General features: G+C 59.5%; 25 protein-coding genes. 14 read left to right on the top strand and 11 right to left on the bottom strand.

The window, feature by feature from the left end:
• Nucleotides 1–57: 57 nt before the first annotated feature.
• On the bottom strand, nucleotides 58–1617 hold the full coding sequence (locus R6X40_RS27245; RefSeq protein WP_318417807.1) for a phospholipase D family protein: 1560 nt from the start codon (nucleotides 1615–1617) through the stop codon (nucleotides 58–60).
• Between the two features lie 18 nt (nucleotides 1618–1635).
• Nucleotides 1636–2484 carry an endonuclease/exonuclease/phosphatase family protein gene (locus tag R6X40_RS27250; protein WP_318417808.1) on the bottom strand — a complete coding sequence of 283 codons (849 nt, stop codon included), beginning with the start codon at nucleotides 2482–2484 and terminating at the stop codon, nucleotides 1636–1638.
• A gap of 217 nt (nucleotides 2485–2701) precedes the next feature.
• On the opposite strand from R6X40_RS27250, the gene R6X40_RS27255 reads away from it, so the two are divergent.
• Nucleotides 2702–3949 (top strand): cytochrome P450, encoded by a 1248-nt coding sequence (locus tag R6X40_RS27255; RefSeq protein ID WP_318417809.1) that lies wholly within the window; start codon nucleotides 2702–2704, stop codon nucleotides 3947–3949.
• Between the two features lie 39 nt (nucleotides 3950–3988).
• On the opposite strand, the gene R6X40_RS27260 is transcribed toward R6X40_RS27255, so the two are convergent.
• From R6X40_RS27260 to R6X40_RS27275, 4 genes are all read right to left on the bottom strand, one after another.
• On the bottom strand, nucleotides 3989–4834 hold the full coding sequence (locus R6X40_RS27260; RefSeq protein WP_318417811.1) for an oxidoreductase: 846 nt from the start codon (nucleotides 4832–4834) through the stop codon (nucleotides 3989–3991).
• 71 nt (nucleotides 4835–4905) lie between these two features.
• On the bottom strand, nucleotides 4906–5250 hold the full coding sequence (locus R6X40_RS27265; protein WP_318417812.1) for a cupin domain-containing protein: 345 nt from the start codon (nucleotides 5248–5250) through the stop codon (nucleotides 4906–4908).
• A 56-nt stretch (nucleotides 5251–5306) separates the two neighbouring features.
• Nucleotides 5307–6587 (bottom strand): O-acetylhomoserine aminocarboxypropyltransferase, encoded by a 1281-nt coding sequence (locus R6X40_RS27270; protein WP_318417814.1) that lies wholly within the window; start codon nucleotides 6585–6587, stop codon nucleotides 5307–5309.
• A gap of 131 nt (nucleotides 6588–6718) precedes the next feature.
• Nucleotides 6719–7147 carry a CoA-binding protein gene (locus R6X40_RS27275; RefSeq protein ID WP_318417816.1) on the bottom strand — a complete coding sequence of 143 codons (429 nt, stop codon included), beginning with the start codon at nucleotides 7145–7147 and terminating at the stop codon, nucleotides 6719–6721.
• 235 nt (nucleotides 7148–7382) lie between these two features.
• Here R6X40_RS27275 and R6X40_RS27280 point away from each other — a divergent pair, with 235 nt between their 5' ends.
• The 3 genes from R6X40_RS27280 to R6X40_RS27290 are packed head-to-tail and all read left to right on the top strand — an operon-like array spanning nucleotide 7383 to nucleotide 8802.
• Nucleotides 7383–8219: an EamA family transporter gene (locus tag R6X40_RS27280; protein WP_318417818.1), complete on the top strand. Its 837-nt coding sequence runs from the start codon at nucleotides 7383–7385 to the stop codon at nucleotides 8217–8219.
• Between the two features lie 50 nt (nucleotides 8220–8269).
• Entirely contained in the window at nucleotides 8270–8536 is a 267-nt protein-coding gene (locus R6X40_RS27285; protein ID WP_318417819.1) for a type II toxin-antitoxin system prevent-host-death family antitoxin, read from the top strand.
• Nucleotides 8533–8802, top strand: coding sequence for a Txe/YoeB family addiction module toxin (locus R6X40_RS27290; RefSeq protein WP_318417820.1), 270 nt, complete (start codon nucleotides 8533–8535; stop codon nucleotides 8800–8802). Before R6X40_RS27285 ends, R6X40_RS27290 begins: the two co-directional genes overlap by 4 nt.
• Here R6X40_RS27290 and R6X40_RS27295 read toward each other — a convergent pair.
• Complete coding sequence (locus R6X40_RS27295) at nucleotides 8793–9626, bottom strand: enoyl-CoA hydratase (protein WP_318417822.1); 834 nt, start codon at nucleotides 9624–9626, stop codon at nucleotides 8793–8795. The genes R6X40_RS27290 and R6X40_RS27295 overlap by 10 nt on opposite strands.
• A 182-nt stretch (nucleotides 9627–9808) precedes the next feature.
• Here R6X40_RS27295 and R6X40_RS27300 point away from each other — a divergent pair, with 182 nt between their 5' ends.
• The 3 genes from R6X40_RS27300 (at nucleotide 9809) to rpsI (ending at nucleotide 11408) form a co-directional block, all read left to right on the top strand.
• Nucleotides 9809–10240 carry a PaaI family thioesterase gene (locus tag R6X40_RS27300; protein WP_318417824.1) on the top strand — a complete coding sequence of 144 codons (432 nt, stop codon included), beginning with the start codon at nucleotides 9809–9811 and terminating at the stop codon, nucleotides 10238–10240.
• A 227-nt stretch (nucleotides 10241–10467) separates the two neighbouring features.
• A complete protein-coding gene (gene rplM / locus R6X40_RS27305) occupies nucleotides 10468–10932 on the top strand; it encodes a 50S ribosomal protein L13 (RefSeq protein WP_318417826.1) in 465 nt (154 codons plus the stop codon).
• A gap of 2 nt (nucleotides 10933–10934) precedes the next feature.
• Complete coding sequence (rpsI, locus tag R6X40_RS27310; RefSeq protein WP_318417827.1) at nucleotides 10935–11408, top strand: 30S ribosomal protein S9; 474 nt, start codon at nucleotides 10935–10937, stop codon at nucleotides 11406–11408.
• A gap of 113 nt (nucleotides 11409–11521) precedes the next feature.
• On the opposite strand, the gene R6X40_RS27315 is transcribed toward rpsI, so the two are convergent.
• Entirely contained in the window at nucleotides 11522–11983 is a 462-nt protein-coding gene (locus R6X40_RS27315; RefSeq protein ID WP_318417828.1) for an Lrp/AsnC family transcriptional regulator, read from the bottom strand.
• A gap of 122 nt (nucleotides 11984–12105) precedes the next feature.
• Between R6X40_RS27315 and R6X40_RS27320 the strand changes: the two genes are divergently transcribed.
• From R6X40_RS27320 to R6X40_RS27335, 4 genes are all read left to right on the top strand, one after another.
• Nucleotides 12106–12897 (top strand): phenylalanine 4-monooxygenase, encoded by a 792-nt coding sequence (locus R6X40_RS27320; protein WP_318417830.1) that lies wholly within the window; start codon nucleotides 12106–12108, stop codon nucleotides 12895–12897.
• A gap of 96 nt (nucleotides 12898–12993) precedes the next feature.
• Nucleotides 12994–13950 carry an agmatinase gene (gene speB, locus R6X40_RS27325; RefSeq protein WP_318417832.1) on the top strand — a complete coding sequence of 319 codons (957 nt, stop codon included), beginning with the start codon at nucleotides 12994–12996 and terminating at the stop codon, nucleotides 13948–13950.
• A gap of 93 nt (nucleotides 13951–14043) precedes the next feature.
• A complete protein-coding gene (gene argC, locus R6X40_RS27330; protein ID WP_318417833.1) occupies nucleotides 14044–14976 on the top strand; it encodes an N-acetyl-gamma-glutamyl-phosphate reductase in 933 nt (310 codons plus the stop codon).
• A 64-nt stretch (nucleotides 14977–15040) separates the two neighbouring features.
• Complete coding sequence (locus R6X40_RS27335) at nucleotides 15041–15832, top strand: sulfite exporter TauE/SafE family protein (protein WP_318417835.1); 792 nt, start codon at nucleotides 15041–15043, stop codon at nucleotides 15830–15832.
• Here R6X40_RS27335 and R6X40_RS27340 read toward each other — a convergent pair whose 3' ends face one another.
• Nucleotides 15833–16936: a COX15/CtaA family protein gene (locus tag R6X40_RS27340; protein WP_318417836.1), complete on the bottom strand. Its 1104-nt coding sequence runs from the start codon at nucleotides 16934–16936 to the stop codon at nucleotides 15833–15835.
• Nucleotides 16937–17113: 177 nt separating this feature from the next.
• Here R6X40_RS27340 and R6X40_RS27345 point away from each other — a divergent pair, with 177 nt between their 5' ends.
• Nucleotides 17114–17338: a DUF2842 domain-containing protein gene (locus R6X40_RS27345; RefSeq protein WP_318417837.1), complete on the top strand. Its 225-nt coding sequence runs from the start codon at nucleotides 17114–17116 to the stop codon at nucleotides 17336–17338.
• Nucleotides 17339–17342: 4 nt separating this feature from the next.
• Complete coding sequence (locus tag R6X40_RS27350) at nucleotides 17343–18086, top strand: metallophosphoesterase family protein (RefSeq protein ID WP_318417839.1); 744 nt, start codon at nucleotides 17343–17345, stop codon at nucleotides 18084–18086.
• Here the strand turns inward: R6X40_RS27350 and R6X40_RS27355 are convergent.
• Complete coding sequence (locus R6X40_RS27355; RefSeq protein WP_318417841.1) at nucleotides 18083–18733, bottom strand: CatB-related O-acetyltransferase; 651 nt, start codon at nucleotides 18731–18733, stop codon at nucleotides 18083–18085. The two genes, R6X40_RS27350 and R6X40_RS27355, sit on opposite strands and share 4 nt — an antisense overlap.
• Nucleotides 18734–19060: 327 nt before the next feature.
• Between R6X40_RS27355 and R6X40_RS27360 the strand changes: the two genes are divergently transcribed.
• A complete protein-coding gene (locus tag R6X40_RS27360) occupies nucleotides 19061–20332 on the top strand; it encodes a GNAT family N-acetyltransferase (RefSeq protein WP_412178475.1) in 1272 nt (423 codons plus the stop codon).
• On the opposite strand, the gene R6X40_RS27365 is transcribed toward R6X40_RS27360, so the two are convergent.
• A complete protein-coding gene (locus R6X40_RS27365) occupies nucleotides 20333–22522 on the bottom strand; it encodes an exopolysaccharide transport family protein (RefSeq protein WP_318417845.1) in 2190 nt (729 codons plus the stop codon).
• Nucleotides 22523–22715 lie beyond the last annotated feature (193 nt).

Here is a 22715-nt window from a genome sequence, read left to right on the forward strand (position 1 = left end):
TTCTCCTTTTCCACACAGGCTTTGGAGCATTCTGAGTGAAAAATCGGTAAATGCGGATCAAAGTTGCGATTCGATCGGCAGAACACCAATGACGCCAGCAATCAGGCGGCGCCAGAAACCGGCTTCCGGCTCGCGGCGAAGGACCCGCGCTTCATCGCCTTCGCGGTCATGCCAGCACAGACGTCCCTTTTCGAGCGACAGACGGAAGCTGTTTTCAGGACTGGTTTCCGCGTCAAAAATCGCCTCGACCTCCCTCACCAGAGCAGGGTGGGTAAAGAGCACCCCCATTTCCGTATTCAGGGATGCCGAGCGGGGATCGAAATTCATCGAGCCGACAAAGCCGGTTTTACCATCGACGGTGAATGCCTTGGTATGCAGACTGGCGCCCCGCGAGCCGAACAGCGACATCCGCTGCGGATCGCCGAATTCGTGCGTTGCCTTCAGTTCGAACAGGACCGCCCCGCCCCTCAGCAGAGCCTTGCGGTAGTTTGCGTAGGCGCCGTGAACGGCAGCAACGTCGGTGGCAGCCAGAGAATTGGTCAGCACTTCGACCTTGACCTGCCGCTGCACCAGCCGCGCGATTTCGGCGATGCCCTGTGTACCGGGGATAAAATAGGGTGAAATCACCCGGACACCATGCTGCGCCGATGTCAGGGCCGGCATCAACTCGCGCATGACCCAGTTGTTGCGTTTCTGCAGAAACGCTTTTTCCGGTGGATCCGACACCAGCATGGCTGCGCTCGTCCAATGCAGCACGGCGTTGCCCGGCAAGAGGACGCCATCCGGTATCATCTTATCGACATGAGCCAGGTAATGCCGGCCGCCTGACGTCGCCGCGATTGTTTCCAGCTTGGCTCTGAACGCCGGCAAATAGTGCGCACGCGGCGTGCGCAGCGCGCCGATCGGCACGACGACAGGGCTGTTCCAGTAGCGATCGAAGACAACGGATGCTTCGTCGGCGACGGGGCCTAGCATCCAGACATCGAGATCGCGAAAATTCGATTGTTCATCCGCATCGAAATAAGCGTCGCCGATATTGCGGCCGCCAGCGATCACCAGGCGGCCATCGGCAATCCATTGCTTGTTGTGCATGCGCCGCGTGGCACGGAAAGGCCGCATCATCATTTCCAAGCCGCGCTTTAAACGATCGGTGCGCGCCCGGCTTGGATTGAACAGCCGAACCTCAATATTGTCATGACCATCCAGCGCCAGACACATGCGGTCGTGCAGGCCGGCATTGATATCATCGAGCAGGAGCCGCACCCGGACGCCGCGATCGGCCGCAGCCAACACTTCGCGGATCAGCATCCGTCCAGTCAGATCGTTCTTCCAGTAGTAGTACTGCAGATCGAGGCTACGGCCCGCCCTGCGCGCCGATACGGCCCTCAGCGCAAAAGCAGCCATGTTATCGGAGATCAGCGAAATTCCGTTGAGGCCGGTGTGTTCCTCCAGAAGAGGCGCGGCCAGCCGGTCAAGTTCCGTCTCGCCGTCCTGCGGCTGAAGGGCAGACGAGGCCGGTCCCTGAAGATGACGTCCGAAACGGCCATAGGCATAGACGGCAACCAGCGCCAACAGAGCGGACACAGAAGCGGACAGAGCGACGATATGGGCACGCATGCTAAGACGACCTGCTGGTCATGGTTGAGCGGCAGAAACCGCTTCGATCGGATTTCCCCCGCCGAGCGCAGCCTTGAGATCGATATAGGCCTTGATCGGCAGATGATCGGAGGCCACGCGGGACAATGGCGTGTTGTGTACCTCGACGGCAGTGACCAGATTGTGCGGGCTCCCCATCACCCGGTCGAGTGCCAGAAGCGGGAAACGCGACGGAAAACTCGGCACGGCCGTTGCGGCGTGATCGAAGATGGGGCTGAGCGAACTCAGCGCCGAGCGGCGGCCCATCCGCCACTCGTTGAGATCGCCAATCAACAGGGTCGGCCGCTCGTCCGCCTCGCTGATGGCGGCAAGGATCGCCTCCGCCTGACGGGCACGCGAATGCCTGAGCAGACCGAAATGCGCGGCAACGATCCGCAACGGTCCCGCCTTCAAATCGAGATCAACCACCAGCGCACCGCGCGGTTCGACACCGGGCAGCTTCAATTGATGAACCTTGGCGACGGCGCCCTCGCGCAACAGAAGCACATTGCCGTGCCAGCCGTGCCCTTTGGCGGAGAAGGCGGCGATCGGTACTGCGATCAAATGACAGTCGCGGTGAAGCCGCTCCAGATCGAGCAGCCCCGCCCGTTCGCCAAAACGCTGATCGGCTTCCTGCAGGGCAATGATATCGGCACCGATTTCGCTGATCACGTCGGTAGTGCGGCCGGGGTCGAAACGCTTATCGGTGCCGACGCATTTATGGATGTTGTACGAGGCGATCACAGTATCGCCACGCTCGCCTGCCGGATCCCTGCCCGCGAGCGACACACGCTTTCCGCGGATAGCGGCCAGAATGCCCCCTGACAGGCTGGTATGCGACGAAGCCATAGTCTCTCTCTGGTCGTTGCCGTTCATCATCCAAGACATAGACATGTCGCACCGCAAGGCAAGACGATATCCGGTATATGCGCGCTTTTCGCAGCCTGAGCCTCGATTTTTCCAGGTAGGGAAAACGTGTGCCCGCAAGACAATCTCCTTGTCGCGCGCACCATACTGACCATAAATCAGCACCGTAGACCGCCGTTTCATCCAGTGAGAATGCAAAATGCCCGCAGCTTCAGCCATTTCCATCACGCCCGCGACCCGCACCGCCAGTATCGACGTTCGAAATCCCGGTTTTTACAGAAACCCACTGGCCACTTACGCCGCCCTGCATGCGCAATGTCCGTCGTTCTTCTGGGAAGAGCAGCAGCAATGGTATTTCGCGGGTTATGACCATGTGAACAGCCTTTTGCGCGACCGCCGCTTCGGCCGGCAGATCCTGCATGTGGCAACCCGAGAGGAACTGGGTCTGCCCGAACCCAAGCAGCATCTGGCGGATTTCGACCGGCTGGAGGCCAATTCCCTGCTCGAGCTTGAGCCGCCGGCGCACACCCGGCTGCGCACACTGATCAACCGCGCCTTCGTCTCGCGCCAAATCGAACAGTTGAAACCCGAAATCGCAGCCCTGTCCCATTCCCTCATCGATGGGTTCGAGAAGGATGGGCAGGTTGAGCTTCTGAAAGCTTATGCCGAGATCGTTCCGGTCACAGTGATCGCCCGGATGCTCGGCGTGCCGGTGGAGATGGCGCCAAAACTGCTCGACTGGTCGCATCGCATGGTCAAGATGTACGTGTTCAATCCGACGGTTGAGACCGAGCACGACGCCAACCGAGCCTCGGCAGAGTTCGCCGATTACCTAAAGGACATTATCGACTGGAAGCGCCAAAATCCTGCCGATGACCTTTTGACCCACATGATCACCACCGAGAAGGACGGCGAGCGACTGTCCGACGACGAGCTGATATCGACGGCAGTGCTGCTGCTCAATGCCGGACATGAGGCCACCGTGCATCAGCTTGGCAACGCCGTGCGTACCCTTCTTGAAACCGGCACATCGGCAAAAGAGGTGTTGTCCAACGACACCTCAACCGAACGCACCATCGAAGAAACGATGCGCTACGCCGCTCCGCTCCACATCTTCCAGCGTTACGCCCTGTCCGACATCGAGCTTGAAGACGGTATCAGCCTGAAAAAGGGCGACAAGATCGGCCTTCTGCTGGGAGCAGCCAATGTCGATCCGAAGAAATTCTCCGATCCCCTCGCCTTCCGTCCAGACAGGAACGAAGGCGCGCATGTGTCATTCGGCGCTGGCGTGCATTTCTGTATCGGTGCGCCGCTGGCAAGGCTGGAACTGAAACTGTCGTTGCCGATCCTGTTCGAGCGCCTCCCCGGCCTGCGGCTCACGAGCGAACCACAGGTCAAGGACAGCTATCATTTCCACGGGCTGGAGCGGCTGGATCTTGAATGGTAGCCAGGACGGCGCGGCTTTCACGCCGCGCCTGATCGGTTTTTACTCTGGAAAATCCGCAGCTTCGGTGACGTCGGCCCAGGCTTCGAAATCGCGGCGCAGCATCTCGATCTTGGCCCGGCCACCCGCCAGCGCCGCTTTGCCCAGCAAGAGGCGCAACGGCGGTTTTTCAGCCTCGACGGCCTTGATGATAGCTTTCACTGCACGCTCCGGATCGCCCGCCTGCTTGCCACTGCGTTCGCGAATGACCGAGGCATTCTTGCCGGCAGTGTCGCGGTAGTCGTCGATCGTCTGCGGCGCTTCGTTGGCAGAGCGTCCGGCCCAGTCGGTTCGAAAGCCGCTTGGCTCGACCAGAAGAACCTTGATGCCGAGCGGTGCCGTTTCGAGAGACAGAGCCTCGGACAGGCCTTCGACGGCGAACTTTGTGGCGTTGTAGAAGCCGACGGCCGGTCCGCCTCGAATGCCGCCGATCGAGGATATGTTGACGACAGTGCCGGAATGCTGTCTGCGCATGGCAGGCAAGACTGCCCTGGTCATCGCCGCAAGGCCCCAGACATTGATTTCGAACATGCGCCGGACTTCATCCAGCTCGCTTTCCTCGACCGAACCGAAATAACCGATGCCGGCATTGTTGACGAGTACGTCGATGCGGCCGAAACGGGCCAGCGCTGCCTTGACCGCCGCGTCGACCTCTTCAGGCTTGGTGACATCGAGCTTCAAGGCCAAAGCCTTGTCTTCGTTGCCCTTGACGAGATCTTCGACCTGCGCCGGATTGCGGGCGGTGACGACGGTCGGATAGCCCAGCGACAAGGTCTGCTGTGCCAGTTCGCGGCCAAAACCGGTTGAACATCCGGTGATGAACCAGACGGGTTTGTCGGCTTGAGACATTGGATTTCTCCTAACGATGGAAGTGACGGCGAGCGCCGTCCTTGAGGTAACCTCCATCGGATATAGGAAGACTAAACCCGAGTGACATAGTCCTTGCGAGTCGTTTCAATCACTTCCCAGGTTCCCTTGAAGCCGGGTCTGAGGATCATGCTGTCGCCGGCCTTCAAATGCGTCTCGGCACCGCCGTCTTCGGTAACGACCGAGACCCCGGACAGGACGTGGAAATATTCCCATTCATCATAGGAAATGCGCCATTTGCCCGGCGTTGCCTCCCAGATCCCGGCATAGACGCCGCCTTCGGCTTCCTCGAAATTCCAGGTGCGGAATTTTGGTGTGCCGGAAATCAGCCGGTCCGCTGCCGGGGCGCCTGCTTCTGGCTCGAGAGACGCCGGGTCAAATATTAGCGCGTGGGTCATGGATGCTCCGCATGGGCAAAAAGAAATGGCCGGCGAACCGGCCATTTCTGGATGAATCAGGCTTTCGCCAGCGACTGTTCGAGATCGGCGATGATGTCGGCGACATCCTCGATACCGACCGACAGGCGAACGACTTCCGGGCCAGCGCCCGCCGCCGTCTGCTGCTCCGGCGTCAACTGCCGGTGCGTCGTCGAGGCAGGGTGAATGACCAGCGAGCGCGTATCGCCGATATTGGCCAGATGCGAGACCATTTCCAGGCCTTCGACAAAACGCTTTCCAGCTTCGTAACCGTCCTTCAGACCGAAGGTGAAAACGGCACCGGCGCCGCGCTTGGAATATTTCTGCTGCAGTGTGTGGTTGGCATCGCTTTCGAGGCCCGCGTACTTCACCCACGCAACCTTGTCATGGCTGCTGAGCCACGTGGCAACGGCCAGCGCATTGTCGCAATGACGTTGCATCCTGAGCGGCAGCGTCTCGATGCCGGTCAGAAGCAGGAAAGCGTTGAAGGGCGAGATCGCCGGTCCGAAATCGCGCAGGCCAAGGACCCGGCAAGCGATCGCGAAGGCGAAATTGCCGAAGGTGGCATGCAGAACCATGCCGGCATATTCCGGGCGCGGTTCCGAGAGGATCGGATATTTGCCGGACTTCGACCAATCGAACGTGCCACCATCAACGATCACGCCGCCCATCGAATTGCCGTGGCCGCCCATGAACTTGGTCAGCGAATGCACGATGATATCGGCACCGTGCTCGATCGGCTGGATCAGGTAAGGCGTTGCCATCGTGTTATCGACGATTAGCGGCAGGCCATGCTTCTTGGCAACGGCGGAAATGGCCGCGATATCGACGAAAGTGCCGCCCGGATTGGCCAGGCTCTCGATGAAGATCGCCTTGGTGCGGTCATCGATCTGGCTTTCAAACGAGGCGATATCGTTGGTATCCACCCAGCGCACCTGCCAGTCAAAAGACTTGAAGGCATTGCCGAACTGGTTGACCGAGCCGCCATAGAGCTGCCGGGCCGCCAGGAAATTGTCGCCGGGGCTCATGATCGCGTGGAACACCAGAAGCTGCGCCGCATGGCCGGAGGCGACAGCCAGCGCTGCCGTACCGCCTTCAAGTGCTGCGACGCGCTCTTCGAGCACCGCCTGGGTCGGGTTCATGATTCGGGTATAGATATTGCCGAAAGCCTGCAGGCCAAACAGCGAGGCGGCGTGATCGGTATCATTGAAAACGAAGCTGGTCGTCTGGTAGATCGGCGTTGCCCGCGCGCCCGTGGTGGGATCGGGCGCCGCGCCTGCATGGACCGCGAGTGTGTTGAAACCGGGTTTGTTCGTCATGGATGTGTCCTCCCTTGATCAAGTTCGGCGCACTATTTCAGAGGCAATAGCCCAAGGTCAAAGACTGTTTTGCCTCTTTTGCACGTCCAGCAGGTAAGGAATTCCAAAACCGGATGCGCCCTGAATGAAATTCAGCCGACCAGCCGCGGATACTCGATTGCCGGGCAGCGATCCATCACCACCTGAATGCCGTTTTCCTCAGCCTTTGCCGCAGCTTGGTCGTCGCGCACGGCCAATTGCGCCCAGATGAATTTCGGCCGGGTTTTCAGGGCTAGGATTTCATCGACCAGTGCCGGAAGTGCGTCCGCGGCACGGAACACATCGACCATGTCGATCGGCTCGGGTATATCGGCAAGCCGCGCATAGACCGTCTGGCCATGGATTTCCTTGCCAGCCTGCCCCGGATTGACCGGAAAGACCGTGTAGCCCTTGCGCAGCAGAAATGCCATGACCCGGTGGCTCGGCCGCTCCACATTGGGCGATGCGCCCACGAGCGCTATGGTTTTCGTCGAGCGCAGAATATCGGCGAGGTAGTAGTCCGGATATACATCATGATTCATCGTCGAATTCCGCGCTTTAAAATCTTTGGGTCGATAATTGGGACGGCATTCCCGTCTGTCAATCGATCATGTTCGGCTCGCATGTAAATTCCGGGGAGACAACGGTTGCCGTGTGACCAAATCTGGCCTTCAGTCAAAATCGGATTGCTTTTCAAGATTCCTCGCAGCAAAACTCGACCATTGCGCCGTCTACTGTTTCGATCCTCCGTCTTCTCGCATCCCTCAAAGGTTTCCCGTGCCTCTCGACGTCATCGCTCTCGTTCTGTTCGGAGCGCTTCTGCATGCGACCTGGAATGCACTGGTCAAAGCCGGAACGGAAAAGTCGCTTGATGCAGCGATGATCGCGCTGGGTGCAGCGGTCGTTGCCCTGCCCTTCATTCCTTTCATGCCGCTGCCGCATCCGGATGCCTGGCCGTTTATTCTGGTATCGGCTGTCTTTCAGTTCGCCTATTTCCAGCTTGTCGCTGCCGCCTACCGTGCCGGCGATATCGGCCTTGTCTATCCGCTGATGCGCGGTGTGGCGCCGTTGCTGGTGGCAGCGGCAAGCGGCGCCCTGATTGGAGAAAAACTATCGAACGGCGCCCTGGCCGGCGTGCTGACCATCTCGGTGGGGGTGCTGACCCTCGCCTTCGAGGCACGCAAAGGCGGCAAACGCGCCATTCTTCTGGCACTTGCCAATGCCGTCGTCATCGCCAGTTACACCTTTGTCGATGGCATCGGCGCGAGGCTGGCGCTTAACCCGATTTCCTACACATTATGGATGGCGCTTCTGCCGCCGGTGCTGCTGTTTTCATGGGCTTTTGCCAAGCGCGGCTTCGCCCCCGTCCTCTTTCACGTGCGCCATCAATGGTGGCGCGGGCTGATCGGCGGTGGCGGATCAATTGGCGCCTATGGCCTAGCGCTCTGGGCGATGACGAAAGCCCCGGTCGCGACTGTGGCGGCGCTACGCGAAACATCGATCCTGTTTGCCATCGTCATCTCGATCGTCTTTCTGAAAGAACGCGTCAGCATCTTCCGCATCGCCGCCGCCTGCCTGATCGCGCTCGGCGCGCTGATGCTGAAGCTTGCTTGAGAAATGCATTGAAATGCCTTATGTACAAGGTAACGTACAGAGGACCAGTCATGAACGTCATCAGCCTCTCCGAACTTCGCGCCAATATGGCAAAGCATTTTGATAGGGTCGAACAAGATCACGACGAGCTCATCGTGACGCGGCAGAACCGCGAACCGATGGTCGTTATGTCGCTCAGCGATTTCGAAAGCTGGAAGGAGACGATGTACCTTACGGCCAACCCGACCAACAAGGAACGCCTGCTGCGGTCCATTGCCGAACTTAATGAGGGTAAAGGGATTGAAGTCGATTTCGACGCGCTTTTGTCCAGCAAATGAAAATTCAGTTTTCGCAGGATGCCTGGGAAGACCTACAGCACTGGATCGCTGCCGACGAGAAAATCCTGCAAAAAATTCTGAACCTGCTTAAGGAGTGCCAACGCACGCCATTTTCAGGAACCGGTAAGCCGGAACCTCTGCGAAATGAGCTCAAGGGCTGGTGGTCTCGCCGGATCTCGCAGGAGCATCGACTTGTCTACCGGGTTTCAGGCACGGATAAAAACCAGACGCTTGAAATCGCGGCTTGCCGAAATCACTATTCCTGACCTGAATCTTTCTTCCACTCCGGCGTCCGCTTGCCGAGAACCGCGTCGATCCCCTCCTGCGCGTCCGACTTCAGCAGATTCTCCACCATCACGCCGGTGGCGAAATCATAGGCCTCGGTGATGCTCATCTCCGCCTGCTGATAGAATGCCCGCTTGCCGATCCGTAGCGCCTGCGGTGATTTCGAGGCGATGACGGCGGCATATTTGTTGACCACCTGCTGCAGATACTGCTTTGGCACGATGCGATTGACGAGACCGAAATCCTTGGCGGTCGAGGCATCGATGGTTTCGCCGGTCAACAGCATTTCCATCGCCTGCTTGGGATGGGCGGCGCGCGAGACGGCGACCATCGGTGTCGAACAGAAAAGCCCGATATTGACGCCGGGCGTGCAGAAGGTCGAACTATCGGTGCAGATCGCCAGATCGCAGCTTGCGACCAGCTGGCAACCGGCGGCCGTTGCAAGGCCATCGATTTCAGCGATCACCGGCTGCGGAAGCTGGTTGATCTTCAGCATCAGATCAGCGCAGAGCCGCAAGGATGTTTCGAAGAAGGCCCTGCCATTGTCGCCATCGGCGCGATGCGCGGTCATTTCCTTCAGGTCATGGCCTGCGGAAAACAGCGCGCCAGAGGCGGCGAGGATCACCACCCGGATATCATCAGACTGGGCAGCAGCGTCGAGTTCGGCGTGCAGAGCCTCCATCACGGCAATCGAAAGTGTGTTGGCCGGAGGATTGTTCAGCGTCAACCGCAGCACATTGCCCGACACCTCGCGCAGCACCGGGCCGCGGGATTCTTCCTTGTGCAGGGGAACGATATCCGCCATCTGTCTTCTCCTCTGTCTGACCTGTCGTCTTTGTCTGATCTGTTGTCACGGCTTGCCCGGATCAGCGTTTGGTACGCTGCCGCACGTAGCGTTTCAAGCTGCCATGACGCAGCTAGGACTTTCGTCCGGCTTGCTCCCATGACCCGCTGGCCTCTAAAAGGCCTTTAAACCGGGAGTGAAACATGCCGTTGGAACCGATCCTCACCGTCGCCGATCTCAATCACTTCCTCGAAACGGATTTTTCCGAGGTGCATACCGACGGCAAGATCTTCGAGGTCATCGCCACTGGCCCCGGCTTTGCGACAATGCGGCTCGATCCCCAGCAAAAGCATCTGCGCCCCGGCGGTACCGTCTCCGGACCGACGCTGTTCGCGCTGGCCGATGTCACGGCCTATATCACGCTGCTGGCTCATATCGGTCCGGTGGCGTTGGCGGTCACCACCAACCTCAACATCAGCTTCCTGAGAAAACCCAAGCTCGGGCCGCTGCAATGCACCTGCCGAATCCTGAAGCTCGGCAAGCGGCTGGCCGTGCTCGACGCTGCAATTTCAGAGCTTGATGGCGCTGAACTGGTCGCGCACGCCACCGCCACCTATTCGATTCCGCCGAGATAAATTGTGGTATTAAAATACCACAACACTAACATCATGTTTTATAACGATATTTTTTCAGATCGATCAAAACGGCAATCTTGACCGCATTTCACGGTTTGCGTATAAGCCGCACCAGATCGCGGTCCTTAGGGGCCGCTTTCATTTTTGGCTGGCTGAACGCCTGCCAAATTCAAGCAACAAGAAACGCCCGGCGGCAACGTATCGGGTTCAAACGAAAGAGTTTTAACATGTCAACCTTCGTTCAGAAGCCTGCAGAGGTGGAGAAGAAGTGGATCCTCATCGATGCCGAAGGCCTCGTTGTTGGTCGCGTCGCTTCCCTTATCGCCAACATCCTGCGCGGCAAGAATAAAGTCACCTACACCCCTCACGTTGACGATGGTGACAATGTCATCGTGATCAACGCCGAGAAGGCTGTCCTGACCGGCAAGAAGTACACCGACAAGAAGTACTACTGGCACACCGGTTACCCGGGCGGCATCAAGGAGCGCACCGCGCGCCAGATCATCGAAGGCCGCTTCCCGGAGCGCGTTCTCGAAAAGGCTGTCGAGCGCATGGTTCCGCGTGGCCCGCTTGGCCGTCGCCAGATGAAGAACCTGCGCGTATACGCCGGTACCAATCATCCGCATGAAGCACAGCAGCCGACCGTCCTCGACGTCGCCGCGCTGAACAGCAAGAACACAAGGAGCGCCTAATCGTGGCTGATCTCTCTTCTCTGAAAGACCTCGGCACGGCGACTGAAGCAACTGCTTCAGCTCCGGTTCATGTCCGCAAGGTCGATGCCCAGGGCCGCTCCTACGCGACCGGCAAGCGCAAGAACGCCGTTGCCCGCGTTTGGGTCAAGCCGGGCTCCGGCAAGATCACTGTCAACGGCAAGGAATTTGCGGCTTATTTCGCACGTCCGGTTCTGCAGATGATCCTGCGCCAGCCGATCTTCGCAGCTGCCCGTGATGGTCAGTTCGACATCGATGCAACGGTTGCAGGCGGCGGTCTTTCCGGCCAGGCCGGTGCCGTTCGTCACGGTATCTCGAAGGCTCTCACCTACTTCGAACCGGGCCTGCGCTCGGTCCTGAAGAAGGGTGGCTTCCTGACCCGCGACAGCCGCGTTGTCGAGCGTAAGAAGTACGGTAAGGCCAAGGCCCGCCGTTCGTTCCAGTTCTCGAAGCGTTAATCGTTTCCAGGATTTCGATTTGGAAAAGGCGGGCTTGTCCCGCCTTTTTCTTTGCCTATTTTTTTGCGCGTGCCGCTCCACCAAAACCGCTGCTCACGTTTGAGCGGCATCCCCTAGAGCGGCAGTTCCGTAGAAAACTTGAGTTCGCGCAGCACGAAGCTCGACACCACAGTGCGCACATGCGGGTTGCGCATCAGGTAGCGCGTCATGAACGCCTCGTAGCTCTCCACATCGCTCGCCCGGATTTTCAGCATGTAGTCGAACGCGCCGGAGAGCGCATAACATTCCATGATCTCCGGCCGCTCCAGCACGACCGCAGCAAACGAGGCGACCGCCTCTTCATGATGATCTTCCAGTGTCACATGCGCGATGACGCAAAGTTTCAGATCGAGTTTGCCGGGATCAAGCAGCGTCACGCGCTTGCGGATAACCCCGTCCGCTTCCAGCTCCTGGATCTTGCGCCATGCCGAGCTCTGCGACATGCCGGCCTTCTCCGCTAACTCCGCCAGCGATAGGCTGCCATCGGCCTGGACAAGCTGCAAAAGCTTGCGATGAAAATTCCCAGATTCTTTCATTTTTTTCTAGGTCTCCGAAAAATCCTTCCAAGATTATGAGGAATACCAGCACGAAAGAAAGAAAAATCCTCCGATCCCGGAGCATAATTGCAAGGAAACACGCATCTGGGAGGATCGAACCAATGACCAAGGAAAGCAGCTACTCCGCGAAATTGCCCGGGCCAGATGGCCTCTATGCATACACGGCGGAGGAAGACGCTATCTGGGGCGAACTCTACCAGCGCCAGATGAAGCTGCTCGCCAACATGGCCTGCCAGGAATATCTGGATGGGGTAAAAACCCTTGGGCTACGACCAGACAAGGTGCCGCAACTTCTCGATGTCGACCGCCGCCTGCACGAAACCACAGGCTTCGGCGTCGAAGGTGTGCCCGCGCTCATTCCGCCCTCGCGATTCTACGAGCTGCTGAGCCAGGGCAAGTTCCCGCTGGCGACATTCCTGCGCCGCCGCGAGCATATCGACTATATCGAGGAACCGGACCTGTTCCACGAGGTGTTCGGTCACTGCCCGCTTCTCACCAACCAGAGCTATGCCAATTTCGTCCGTCAGTTCGGCGAAGCCGCCGTCGGTCTGGGCAAGGGTTATTCCTGGCATCTGTTCCGCATCTTCTGGTTCACGGTGGAATTTGGGCTGATCAACACGCCACAAGGCCGCCGCTGCTTCGGCGCAGGCATCGTCTCGTCGCCGAGCGAAGCCAAGGCCGCCATGGACGGCACAGCCTGCGAGTTCCGGCCGTTCGATCTGATGAGTGTGCTCAGGACCCCCTACCGCATCGATATCGTCCAGCCGATCTATTACGTCATCGACAGCTTTGCCGATCTTGAAACGATCGTCGCTGAGGATATCGGCGTGATGATCGAAAAGGCAAAGTCGCTCGGTGATTTCGCACCGACTTACGAAGCCAAGGCATCATGAGAGAAGGCATCGTGAAAGACGGATTGCGATAATCCGGGTCTTGCCTTCCAGCCGCCGATTGTTCAACGTCTCGTCACGCAACTGACGAGACGGATCATGGCCAACAAAACGATCGACCACGCGATTACCGCCACCTCGCTGAAAAGTGCTGCGACAGACCCGACCCATGCCGGCATCCTGTCCTTCATGCGGCGGAAATACAGCAAGAGCCTGAAAGGCGTCGACGCCGTTGTCTGGGGCATCCCATTCGACGCAGCGACGTCCAATCGTCCTGGAGCCCGTTTCGGGCCGCAGGCGATCCGCCGTGCCTCCGCCATCTTCGACAATGATCCGCAATACCCGTTCGACCGCGATCTGTTTGCGGACATGGCGACGATCGACTATGGCGACTGCCTGCTCGACTATGGCAATCACGGCAAGACCCCGGCAACCATCGAGCGCGAAGCGGCCAAGATCCTCAAGAGTGGCGCCTTCCTGCTGACACTGGGCGGCGATCATTTCGTCACCCTGCCGTTGTTGCGCGCTCATGCCGCCATGCACGGCCCGCTTGCCCTCGTCCAGTTCGATGCACATCAGGATACCTGGGCCGATGAAAAGGGCCGTATCGACCATGGCTCCTTTGTCGGCCGCGCCGCCCGCGAAGGGCTGATCGATACCGCAGCCTCCATTCAACTTGGCATCCGCACCCATGCGCCCGACGATTGCGGCATCCGCATTCTCTATGGCTACGACCTTGAGGAAATGAGCGCCGGCGAGATCGCCGACGTGATCCTGCACCATGTCGGCGACCGCCCGGCCTATCTCACCTTCGATATCGACTGCCTCGATCCCGCCTATGCTCCCGGCACAGGGACGCCGGTCGCAGGCGGCCCGTCCTCGGCAAAGATCCTGTCGGTGATCCGCAAGCTCGGCGCGCTCGTCATCAAGGGCGCCGATGTTGTCGAGGTGGCTCCGGCCTATGACCATGCCGATGTCACCGCCATTGCGGGCTCCACCATCGCGATGTATATGCTCGGCCTTCATGCAGAACAGCTGGCGGAGCGACGCGGCTAACGACCGCCACCGCCCTGTTGTCAAACTGATTCAATTGCATGCCAAAGTGATTCCGCAAGACCAGACAATCCCTTGGCAGGACAGGATAAAACCATGAAACCGAAGATCTTCATCGATGGCGAACACGGCACCACGGGCCTGCAGATCCGCAGCCGGATGGCTGGCCGTTCGGATGTGGAATTGCTGTCAATTCCGGAAGCGGAACGCCGCAACGCCGCCATTCGCGAAGATCTCCTGAACAGCGCCGATGTCGCCATCCTCTGCCTGCCCGACGATGCCTCCAAACAGGCCGTCTCGATGCTCGAAGGCAACAACAAGGTGCGCATCATCGACACCTCGACGGCCTATCGCATTGCGCCGGACTGGGCCTATGGCTTTGCCGAAATGGATGCGGCGCAGGCAGAGAAGATCCGTGATGCCCGCCTCGTCGCCAATCCCGGCTGCTACCCGACCGGCGCCATCGGCCTGATCCGGCCGCTGCGTCAGGCGGGTATCCTGCCGCAAAGCTATCCGATCACGGTCAACGCGGTCTCCGGTTATACCGGCGGTGGCAAGCAGATGATTGCGCAGATGGAAGATCCGGCCAATCCGGATCCGATCGATTCACCGAATTTCCTCTACGGCCTGACGCTCAAGCACAAGCATGTGCCGGAGATGCAGACCCATAGCATGCTCGATCGCGCACCAATTTTCGCGCCCTCCGTCGGCCGCTTCCCGCAGGGCATGATCGTCCAGGTGCCGCTGTTCCTTGATCAGCTGAACAATGGCGCGACGCTGGAAACCATCCACGCAGTATTGGTTGCCCATTATGCCGGACAGTCGATTGTCGAAGTCGTGCCGCTGGACGTCAGTGCGAAGCTGTCGCGTGTCGATGCCGTCGAACTTGCCGGCAAGGACACGATGAAGCTATTCGTCTTCGGCTCGACCGGTGGCGACCAGGTCAATCTCGTTGCGCTGCTCGACAATCTCGGCAAGGGAGCCTCGGGCGCTGCTGTTCAGAATATGGATCTCATGCTGTCGGCGTGACATGACCAATCGTGCGGGACGTCAAAGCCCCGATCCGGGCGTGCGAAAAGGCTTTTGAACTGACATGGGCGATACCGGCTTCTTCGCGACCCTTCTGGCAAGGCTCGCCATCGCGCTGCCGGAGCATGGCCTCTATGTGCTGCTTGCTTGCACCTTCATCGCCGGTCTCGCCCGCGGCTTTTCCGGCTTTGGTGCCGCTCTCATCCTGATTCCCATCGGCGGCTCCATCCTTGGGCCGAAGATCATTTCACCGGTTCTTCTGGTCATCGATACGATCGCGGCAGCCGGTATGCTGCCCGCCGCGTGGCGCGCGGCCAACCGGCGCGAGGTGTTCACCATGGCATCCGGCGCCCTGATCGGCGTTCCGCTCGGCACGGCGGCTCTGGCATATGCCGATCCGCTCATCCTGCGCTGGGCGATCACCGTCGTCTCGGCTGTCCTGCTTATCCTCTTGATCTCCGGCTGGCGTTATCACGGCCAGCCCCGGGCGCCGCTGACCGCCGGAGTGGGCGGCATTGCCGGGATCTTTAGCGGAGCCGCACAGCTGGGCGGCCCGCCCGTCGTTGCCTACTGGCTGAGCGGTGCCAGCGACGTGCTGGTCATCCGCTCCAACATCATGCTGTATTTCGCGATTTCCTCAGCACTGACAGCCGTCAGCTATCTCGTCGGCGGGCTGTTCGTCGAGCAGATCTTTGCACTGACGCTGATCATCCTGCCGCTCTATGCCGGCGGGCTTTACATGGGCTCGCGCCTGTTCGGCTTCGCCAGACCGCCAACGTTCCGCACCATCTGCTACGTGCTGATCGGTGCATCCGCCATTCTCGGCATGCCCGCCCTCGACGGGCTGCTGCGCTGATCAGCCCCGCACTTCGATTTCCAGCGGGCGCGGATATTCACCGGTAAACGCCCGCCAGTGGGCGACGGCAAAGCCAAGAACGATGAGCGCGCCACCCTGATGCGCCACGCCCCAGCCGACCGGCACCTGCAACAGCAGCGTCATGATGCCAATCATCGCCTGGATGGTCACCAGCCCGAACAGCAGAACCGAGCGCCGTGCATGCGTCGTATCCGGTGCGTTGCGCAGGGAGGCGATCATGTGCATCAAAACGAAGGCGAACAGCACATAGGCACCGACCCGGTGGACAAACTGCACGGTCTTCGGGTTTTCAAACAGATTGAGCCAGGCGGGCTGCTGGATGAACAGGTCGGACGGAACGACAGAACCGTCCATCAGCGGCCAGGTGTTGTAGCTGAGGCCCGCATCGAGACCTGCGACCAGGGCGCCGAGATAGATCTGGAACAATGCCATGCAGGCGATGATCACGGCCATCTTCTTCGAGCTTTTCGTCGGCGCCGGATCGTTGGCATGCGGTGCCAGTCCCCTGCCGATCCAGATGCAGGAGACGAAGATAAGACAGGCAATGATGAGATGGGTTGCCAGCCGGTACTGGCTGACTTCGGTGCGGTCGGCGAGACCGGACGAGACCATCCACCAGCCGATGAACCCCTGAAACCCACCCAGCGCCAGAATGCCGACCAGCGGCAGCTTCAGCCGAGGCTCGATCTGTCCGCGAATCCAGAAGAAGGCCAGCGGCAACGCGAAGATCAGACCGATCGAGCGGGCCAGCAGCCGGTGCGCCCATTCCCACCAGAAGATGGTCTTGAAGCCTTCCACGGTCATGTCGCTGTTGATCTGCTCATATTGCGGGATCTGCTTGTAGAGCTCGAATTCCTCCTGCCATTCGGCAGCGCTCAGCGGCGGGATGACACCATGGATCGGCTTCCACTGGGTGATCGACAGGCCGGATTCCGTCAGCCGCGTCGCGCCGCCGACAAGGACAAGCCCGAACAGCACCAAAACGACGATACCCAGCCAGATCCTGATCTGCGTCCGATTGCGGCTGACCGTGCCGATCTCGCTCATAAGACGCTGTTCCGTTGCCAAATTCGTGCTTGCCATCGAGGCCTCCACTTATCCAAACACACAGGTACCGCCGGGAGGCGGAGATTTGTCTGAAGACCTGCGCATCAAAAGCGTTGATTTGCACCAGAGCAGCATGCAAAACAAGGCTTACCCCTTTGCGGCATGCCGTCGCGGCAATTTGTCCGGCGAAACCTGCCAACCGGAAAGACCTGAATGCCTGTACGCCTGAGAAAACTGATCGGCACCGTCCTGATCATCATCCTCGTCATCGTCTATGCGCTGGCGGCCACCACCTTTGCTTCACTCCTGCTCGGCACGTCGCCGTGGTGGATACATCTGGCCTATTTCTTCTTCACCGGCCTGTTGTGGATTCTTCCCGCCATGCTGATCATCAAGTGGATGGAAAAGCCCGCAAAACCACGCGGAACCGAGGGATGAACGCATGAAGATCGCAGTGATCGCCGATATTCACGGCAATGACCTCGCGCTTGAAGCCGTGCTTGCCGATATCGCGGCTGAGGGCATCGACGATGTGGTCAATCTCGGCGATCACCTGAGCGGCCCGATGAATGCGGGTCGCACGGCCGACATCCTGATGGCGCGCGATTTTCCGTCGATCCGGGGCAATCACGATCGCTGGCTGGTCAGCCTCGCCCCCGCGAAGATGGGCCTTTCCGACAGAATGGCGCATGCCGAGCTGCAGGCGCACCATTTCGACTGGCTGCGCTCCCTGCCCGCAACACTGGTCCACAGACAGGAGCTCTTTCTCTGCCATGCGACGCCGCAGGACGATCTCACCTATTGGCTGGAAGACCTGACGGCCGAGGGCGTAGTGCACATGTCCGGACGAAAGCGGATCGAAGGTTTTGCGGACGGGATAGATTTTCCCGTCATCCTGTGCGGCCACACCCATATTCCGCGTGCCGTGCGGCTCACCGGCGGCCGGCTGCTCGTCAATCCCGGCAGCGTCGGCTGCCCCGGCTATGACGATGACGAACCGGTGTTCCACAAGGTGGAAACCGGCTCGCCGGACGCATCCTACGCCATCCTTGAAAAAACGCGGGATCGTTGGAACGTCGCCTTCCGGCGCGTAGCCTACGATCATATGGCTATGTCGAACCTTGCGCGCTCGCGCGGCCGCGACACGTGGGCGAACGCGCTCGCGACCGGCTGGCTCAGCAACTAGACCGCTTTTTCGAGCACTTCGATATCAGCGCCGGTGATCGCGGCAATGTGTCGAGTGACCTTCTCGACCGGCCAGTTCCACCAGCCAATTGCCAGGAGGCGCTCTACGATATCGTCGCTGAAACGTTGTTTCACTATCCGTCGGGGGTTGCCGGCTACCACGCTATAGGGCGGAACATCCTTGGCAACGACCGCGTGGGCGCCGATGATCGCGCCGTCACCGATCGTCACGCCCGGCATGATCGTGGCCTTGGTTCCGATCCAGACATCATTTCCAACCGTGGTATCGCCACGGTATCCGCTCGCATATCCGGCTGGATCGAAACCGTCGCGCCATGCGCCGGGAAAGATGCCGAAGGGATAGGTCGAAAAACCCTGCATCGCATGATTGGCACCGTTCATAATGAACGTCACGCCTTCGGCCAGCGCGCAGTAACGGCCGATTTCAAGCCGGTCGCCGATGAAATCGTAGTGGTAGAGGACGCATTTTTCCTCGAAATGCTCCGGCCCGGCCGGATCGTCGTAATAGCTGAAATCGCCAGCGCTGATCAGCGGCGAACGCACGATATTCTTGAGAAAACCGATGCGCGGGAATGTAGCGACGGGGGTGACCGCACCGGAATCCGGCACGTCTTGAAGGTCTGGCATGGGGAAACTCCACCTGTATGTCCAACAATCGTGGTGACATAGAGCGGTCTGGAAACGCGCGCGACTGCCGCGAATTGTCCAAACCTTGTTCAGTGGCGCATCGGTCTCTCCATGAAAACAGATGCTCGAAATAGCAGGGATCGCCCCGGAAATCCAGTTTTCCGTTTCCCGTGATCGCCTGATGACCCCGGCTGGGCCGTTTTATCCATTCGGTAACTGCATTTGAGGAAATCCGGGACGGCACGCCCAGTGTCCGTCCCATTTAAATGAAATTAGGGGCATGCTTGATCTAGATGAGACGTCATCCCGTTACCGGAACAGCAAGCGATCATGACTGACCTTGACTTCAACATGATGCCCGTGAGCAAGGCTTCCCGCCATATCCGGCATCAGCCGCACGACCAGACGCGCGATATTGCGCTTGCCGAGGGGCTGACGCTAAGCGTGCACGTCGACATGCGGGCGCTGGAAGCGGATTGGCGCGCGCTGGAGGCTTCCCCCGCCACATCCCTTCATCAGAGTTTTGACTGGTGCGCTGCCTGGGCTGCGACCCATGCCAACCAGTTGCTGCTGGTGCGTGGCCGGATCGGCCAGAAGACGGTGTTCATCCTGCCACTGGAGTTGGTTCGCGGCCGGCTGTTCCGCACAGCGCGGTTCATCGGCTCGCCGCACAGCAACATCAATACCGGGCTGTTCGCTGCCGACTTCGATCCGCTTACCTGCACGACGCTGGCTGCAGAGTTGATTGCCGACCTGTCAGCCAAGCTGTCGCGCGTCGCCGATATTGTGACGCTGGAGAAGATGCCGTTTGACTGGCATGGAACGCGCCATCCCCTCGCCTCGCTTCCGGCTGTTCGCAACCAGAATGCGTCGTTCCAGTTGCCGCTCCTTGAAAACTTCGAAGCCACGCTGGCTCAGATCAACGCCAAGCGGCGGCGCAAGAAGTTTCGCGTTTCGGAAAAGCGGCTGGAAGCATTGGGTGGCTACGAGCACGTTGTTGCCACGACTTGCGCGGAACGGCGCCAGATACTGGATCTGTTCTTCGAGCAGAAAGCCATCCGCTTCAAGGCACTCGGCCTGCCCAACGTTTTCCAGGACGAGGAAACGCAGGCGTTCTTCCATGCGCTCGCAGCCGTGGAATCGACCCATCAAGGCCAGCCGCTCGAACTCAATGCGATCCGTTTGCGCGGACAAGAGAATGGCCGCATTGTCGCCATTGCCGGACTGTCACGCAAGGGCGACCACGTCATCTGCCAGTTCGGATCGATCGACGAGGATATTGCCGCAGACGCCAGCCCGGGTGAGCTTTTGTTCTATCTGATGATCCAAAAATACAATGCCGAAGGGGTTACCCTGTTTGATTTCGGCATCGGTGATCAAGCCTACAAGCGCTCGTGGTGCACGGTCGAGACTGTCCAGCGCGATATCGTCCTGCCGTTGACGCTGCGCGGGCGGTTGGCGGCATCGATGCATCGTGCCGCTGTTCGGCTCAAGTCTGCTATCAAGAAGAACAGGAAGGCCTATGCCTTCGTGCAACGGATGCGCCAGCGCCACCAGAACCCAGGCGATACCACCACATCGGAAACGGGCGGCGACTGATCAAGCCGCCTGGCGGCCTGAACTTCCCGGCTGCGGATAGCCAGTTCCCGTCATCAGCACGATCTCGCCAAAGCCAGCTTCGCCAAAACCGGTGATGAGCTCGATGATTTCCTCGTTGCCGACAGCCGGCGCCGAAATGATGATCTTCGTGTCCCGTGCGCGCGTTACCTTGCCGATCGCATTGACGTCGGCAGGCCCGCATTCGATCAAAACCGTGTCGTAGGCATTCGAGAGCGCGTCGATGATCATCTGCAGCCGCTCGATCCCGCGCATGGCGAGTACCGGATCGGCGTCTCCCTGCGGAATGATGTGTGCGTCCGAAAGCCGGTCCGCATGGATGGTTTCCGTGAAGGGAACTTCGCCCATCAGCAGGTTGGTGATACCGGCAAGACCCGCCGTCTGGGTCATCAGTTGCGTCGGGCAAGCCGAGCCGGTCAGGTCGATCAGGACGATCTTGCGCCCCTCCTCCGCCACCAGCCGTGCCAGTGCTACAGCATTCACCGAACCCTCGTCGCCCGCAGGCGACACAGAGATCGCAACGCGCACATCGTCAGCGCTCAGATGGTCGGCAACCGAGGCAATCGAAAAATCGTCTTCCTCCGGCTCGGGGAGTTCCACTTTAACAGGTGCAGGCGCGACTGCCGTTGCAATGACGGGTTCCCGGGGAACAATGGGCTCAGCCTGCGCATGCGCAAGGCGGGTCGCGGTTTGCGGCACCGGCTGGATTTCCAATGGCTGGATTTCCAATTGCTCTTCGTCAAACATCTCCTCGTCCCGGCGGCCAACCGGGCGCAAAGCCCGGCCACTGAACAGTTCGGAGAGCATGATGACGACGGAGCTGACGAGGAAGCTGGCAAAGGCAGCGACAATGGTGATCGGCAGGACTTTGGGGAAGCTGACTTCGGTCGGCTCGACCGCCTGCGAAATGACGCGTGCATCGGCCGGGGCCGCATTTTCGCCGCTGCGCGACGTCGCTTCGCGGTAGCGCGCCAGGTAGGTTTCCAGGAGCTGCCGCTGCGCTGTTGCTTCCCGCTCCAAGGCCCGCAAGCCGACTTCGTCCTCGCCGGCCTTGGCCGAATTCGCCTTCAGCGTATTGAGCTGCGCTATCAGCTGACGCTCCCGCAACTGCGAAACATTCGCTTCATTTTCGAGGCTGCCCAGGATTTTCTTGGTTTCGCTCAGGATTTGCGCCCGTATTCCCTGAAGCTGGGATTTCAGTCCCTTCAGGCGCGGATGCCCGTCAAGCAGAGTGGTCGACAAATCGGCAATCTGGCCCTGGATGTTGGATTCAGTTTCCTTCAGCCGCTGGATCATCGGTGAAGCGACGACGTCATTCAACGTATCGACTGCCCGGCCGCTGGCAAGCGCCGTGCGCACGTTTTCCGATCGAGCTTCGGCGTTGGCACGCTCGCCACGCACGCGGGCAAGCTCAGTCGAAATGTCATTCAGCTGTTTGGTCGCGAACGTGCCGCCGGTTTCACCAGTCAAAAGCAGATCGGACGACGCACGATAGTCGGCAACCTTGGCCTCAGCCTCACGCACCTTCTCGCGCAGATTGGCAATTTCCGGTTCCAGCCAGCGGCTTGCCTCCGAATTGGAATCAAGCTTGGCGCCGCTTTGCAGCGACAGGAAGACCTTGGCCATCGCATTTGGGATCGCGGCCGCCAGCTTCGGGTCTTCCGAAGTGAACTGCATTGCGATAACCCGCGATTTTTCAACCTGATAGACCTGCAGCTTCTTCTGGAATTCCTTCAGAACGCGCTCTTCGGGTGGAAGGTCAAGCGGGTTCTTCTTGATGCCGAGCATCACCAGAATATCGGAAATCGCCGACGGGTTGGTGGTCGGATCAAACTCCGGCAATTCGTACAGTTTCATCTCGCGGGCGACCTGCTTGATCAGATCGGCCGAGCGCAACACCTGCACCTGGCTGGAAATGCCGGATTCGTCGAACGGGCTATCGGCCGTCTGCGACTGCACCTGGTTGGCACCACTGAATTCCGCCTGGCGTGATTCAATCAGAAGCCGCGCCTCGCCCTGATATTCCGGGCTCATCAGGTTGGCACCGATAAAGGCAAAGCCGGCGAACGCCACTGTTGCCAACAGCACCCTGCCCCGCCGTCGCCAAATGGCGCGGAAAAGCCCACCGAGATCAATATCTACATCTTGATGACCATCGTTGACGCCCGACATGCGCTTTACCCCGAACCTTCATAACTCCGCGCCACCGTAAACAAACATGGTAACGCAACAGTTAATGAGGCTGGAGCCGCCAGACTGGCGCACCATGAGTGCAGAGACGTCCAACATGCCGCCAAACGCGAATTTCTTCGCGGCCTTTACCGGCTATTAACCCTAACGGATTGATAACATCAGGCATGACATG

The sequence above is a fragment of the Rhizobium sp. PL01 genome (assembly GCF_033447125.1).
GTDB lineage: Bacteria > Pseudomonadota > Alphaproteobacteria > Rhizobiales > Rhizobiaceae > Pararhizobium.

Bases quoted from the DNA above. Each gene is read 5' to 3' on its own strand.
- R6X40_RS27250 (WP_318417808.1), bottom strand. From the start codon at position 2,484: ATGGCTTCGTCGCATACCAGCCTGTCAGGGGGCATTCTGGCCGCTATC.
- R6X40_RS27350 (WP_318417839.1), top strand. From the start codon at position 17,343: ATGAAGATCGCAGTGATCGCCGATATTCACGGCAATGACCTCGCGCTT.
- R6X40_RS27275 (WP_318417816.1), bottom strand. From the start codon at position 7,147: ATGAATCATGATGTATATCCGGACTACTACCTCGCCGATATTCTGCGC.
- R6X40_RS27365 (WP_318417845.1), bottom strand. From the start codon at position 22,522: ATGTCGGGCGTCAACGATGGTCATCAAGATGTAGATATTGATCTCGGT.
- R6X40_RS27300 (WP_318417824.1), top strand. From the start codon at position 9,809: ATGCCGTTGGAACCGATCCTCACCGTCGCCGATCTCAATCACTTCCTC.
- R6X40_RS27245 (WP_318417807.1), bottom strand. From the start codon at position 1,617: ATGCGTGCCCATATCGTCGCTCTGTCCGCTTCTGTGTCCGCTCTGTTG.
- R6X40_RS27355 (WP_318417841.1), bottom strand. From the start codon at position 18,733: ATGCCAGACCTTCAAGACGTGCCGGATTCCGGTGCGGTCACCCCCGTC.
- R6X40_RS27265 (WP_318417812.1), bottom strand. From the start codon at position 5,250: ATGACCCACGCGCTAATATTTGACCCGGCGTCTCTCGAGCCAGAAGCA.
- argC (WP_318417833.1), top strand. From the start codon at position 14,044: ATGAAACCGAAGATCTTCATCGATGGCGAACACGGCACCACGGGCCTG.
- speB (WP_318417832.1), top strand. From the start codon at position 12,994: ATGGCCAACAAAACGATCGACCACGCGATTACCGCCACCTCGCTGAAA.
- R6X40_RS27335 (WP_318417835.1), top strand. From the start codon at position 15,041: ATGGGCGATACCGGCTTCTTCGCGACCCTTCTGGCAAGGCTCGCCATC.
- R6X40_RS27255 (WP_318417809.1), top strand. From the start codon at position 2,702: ATGCCCGCAGCTTCAGCCATTTCCATCACGCCCGCGACCCGCACCGCC.
- R6X40_RS27290 (WP_318417820.1), top strand. From the start codon at position 8,533: ATGAAAATTCAGTTTTCGCAGGATGCCTGGGAAGACCTACAGCACTGG.
- R6X40_RS27285 (WP_318417819.1), top strand. From the start codon at position 8,270: ATGAACGTCATCAGCCTCTCCGAACTTCGCGCCAATATGGCAAAGCAT.
- R6X40_RS27340 (WP_318417836.1), bottom strand. From the start codon at position 16,936: ATGGCAAGCACGAATTTGGCAACGGAACAGCGTCTTATGAGCGAGATC.
- rplM (WP_318417826.1), top strand. From the start codon at position 10,468: ATGTCAACCTTCGTTCAGAAGCCTGCAGAGGTGGAGAAGAAGTGGATC.
- R6X40_RS27270 (WP_318417814.1), bottom strand. From the start codon at position 6,587: ATGACGAACAAACCCGGTTTCAACACACTCGCGGTCCATGCAGGCGCG.
- R6X40_RS27315 (WP_318417828.1), bottom strand. From the start codon at position 11,983: ATGAAAGAATCTGGGAATTTTCATCGCAAGCTTTTGCAGCTTGTCCAG.
- R6X40_RS27295 (WP_318417822.1), bottom strand. From the start codon at position 9,626: ATGGCGGATATCGTTCCCCTGCACAAGGAAGAATCCCGCGGCCCGGTG.
- R6X40_RS27260 (WP_318417811.1), bottom strand. From the start codon at position 4,834: ATGTCTCAAGCCGACAAACCCGTCTGGTTCATCACCGGATGTTCAACC.
- R6X40_RS27345 (WP_318417837.1), top strand. From the start codon at position 17,114: ATGCCTGTACGCCTGAGAAAACTGATCGGCACCGTCCTGATCATCATC.
- R6X40_RS27320 (WP_318417830.1), top strand. From the start codon at position 12,106: ATGACCAAGGAAAGCAGCTACTCCGCGAAATTGCCCGGGCCAGATGGC.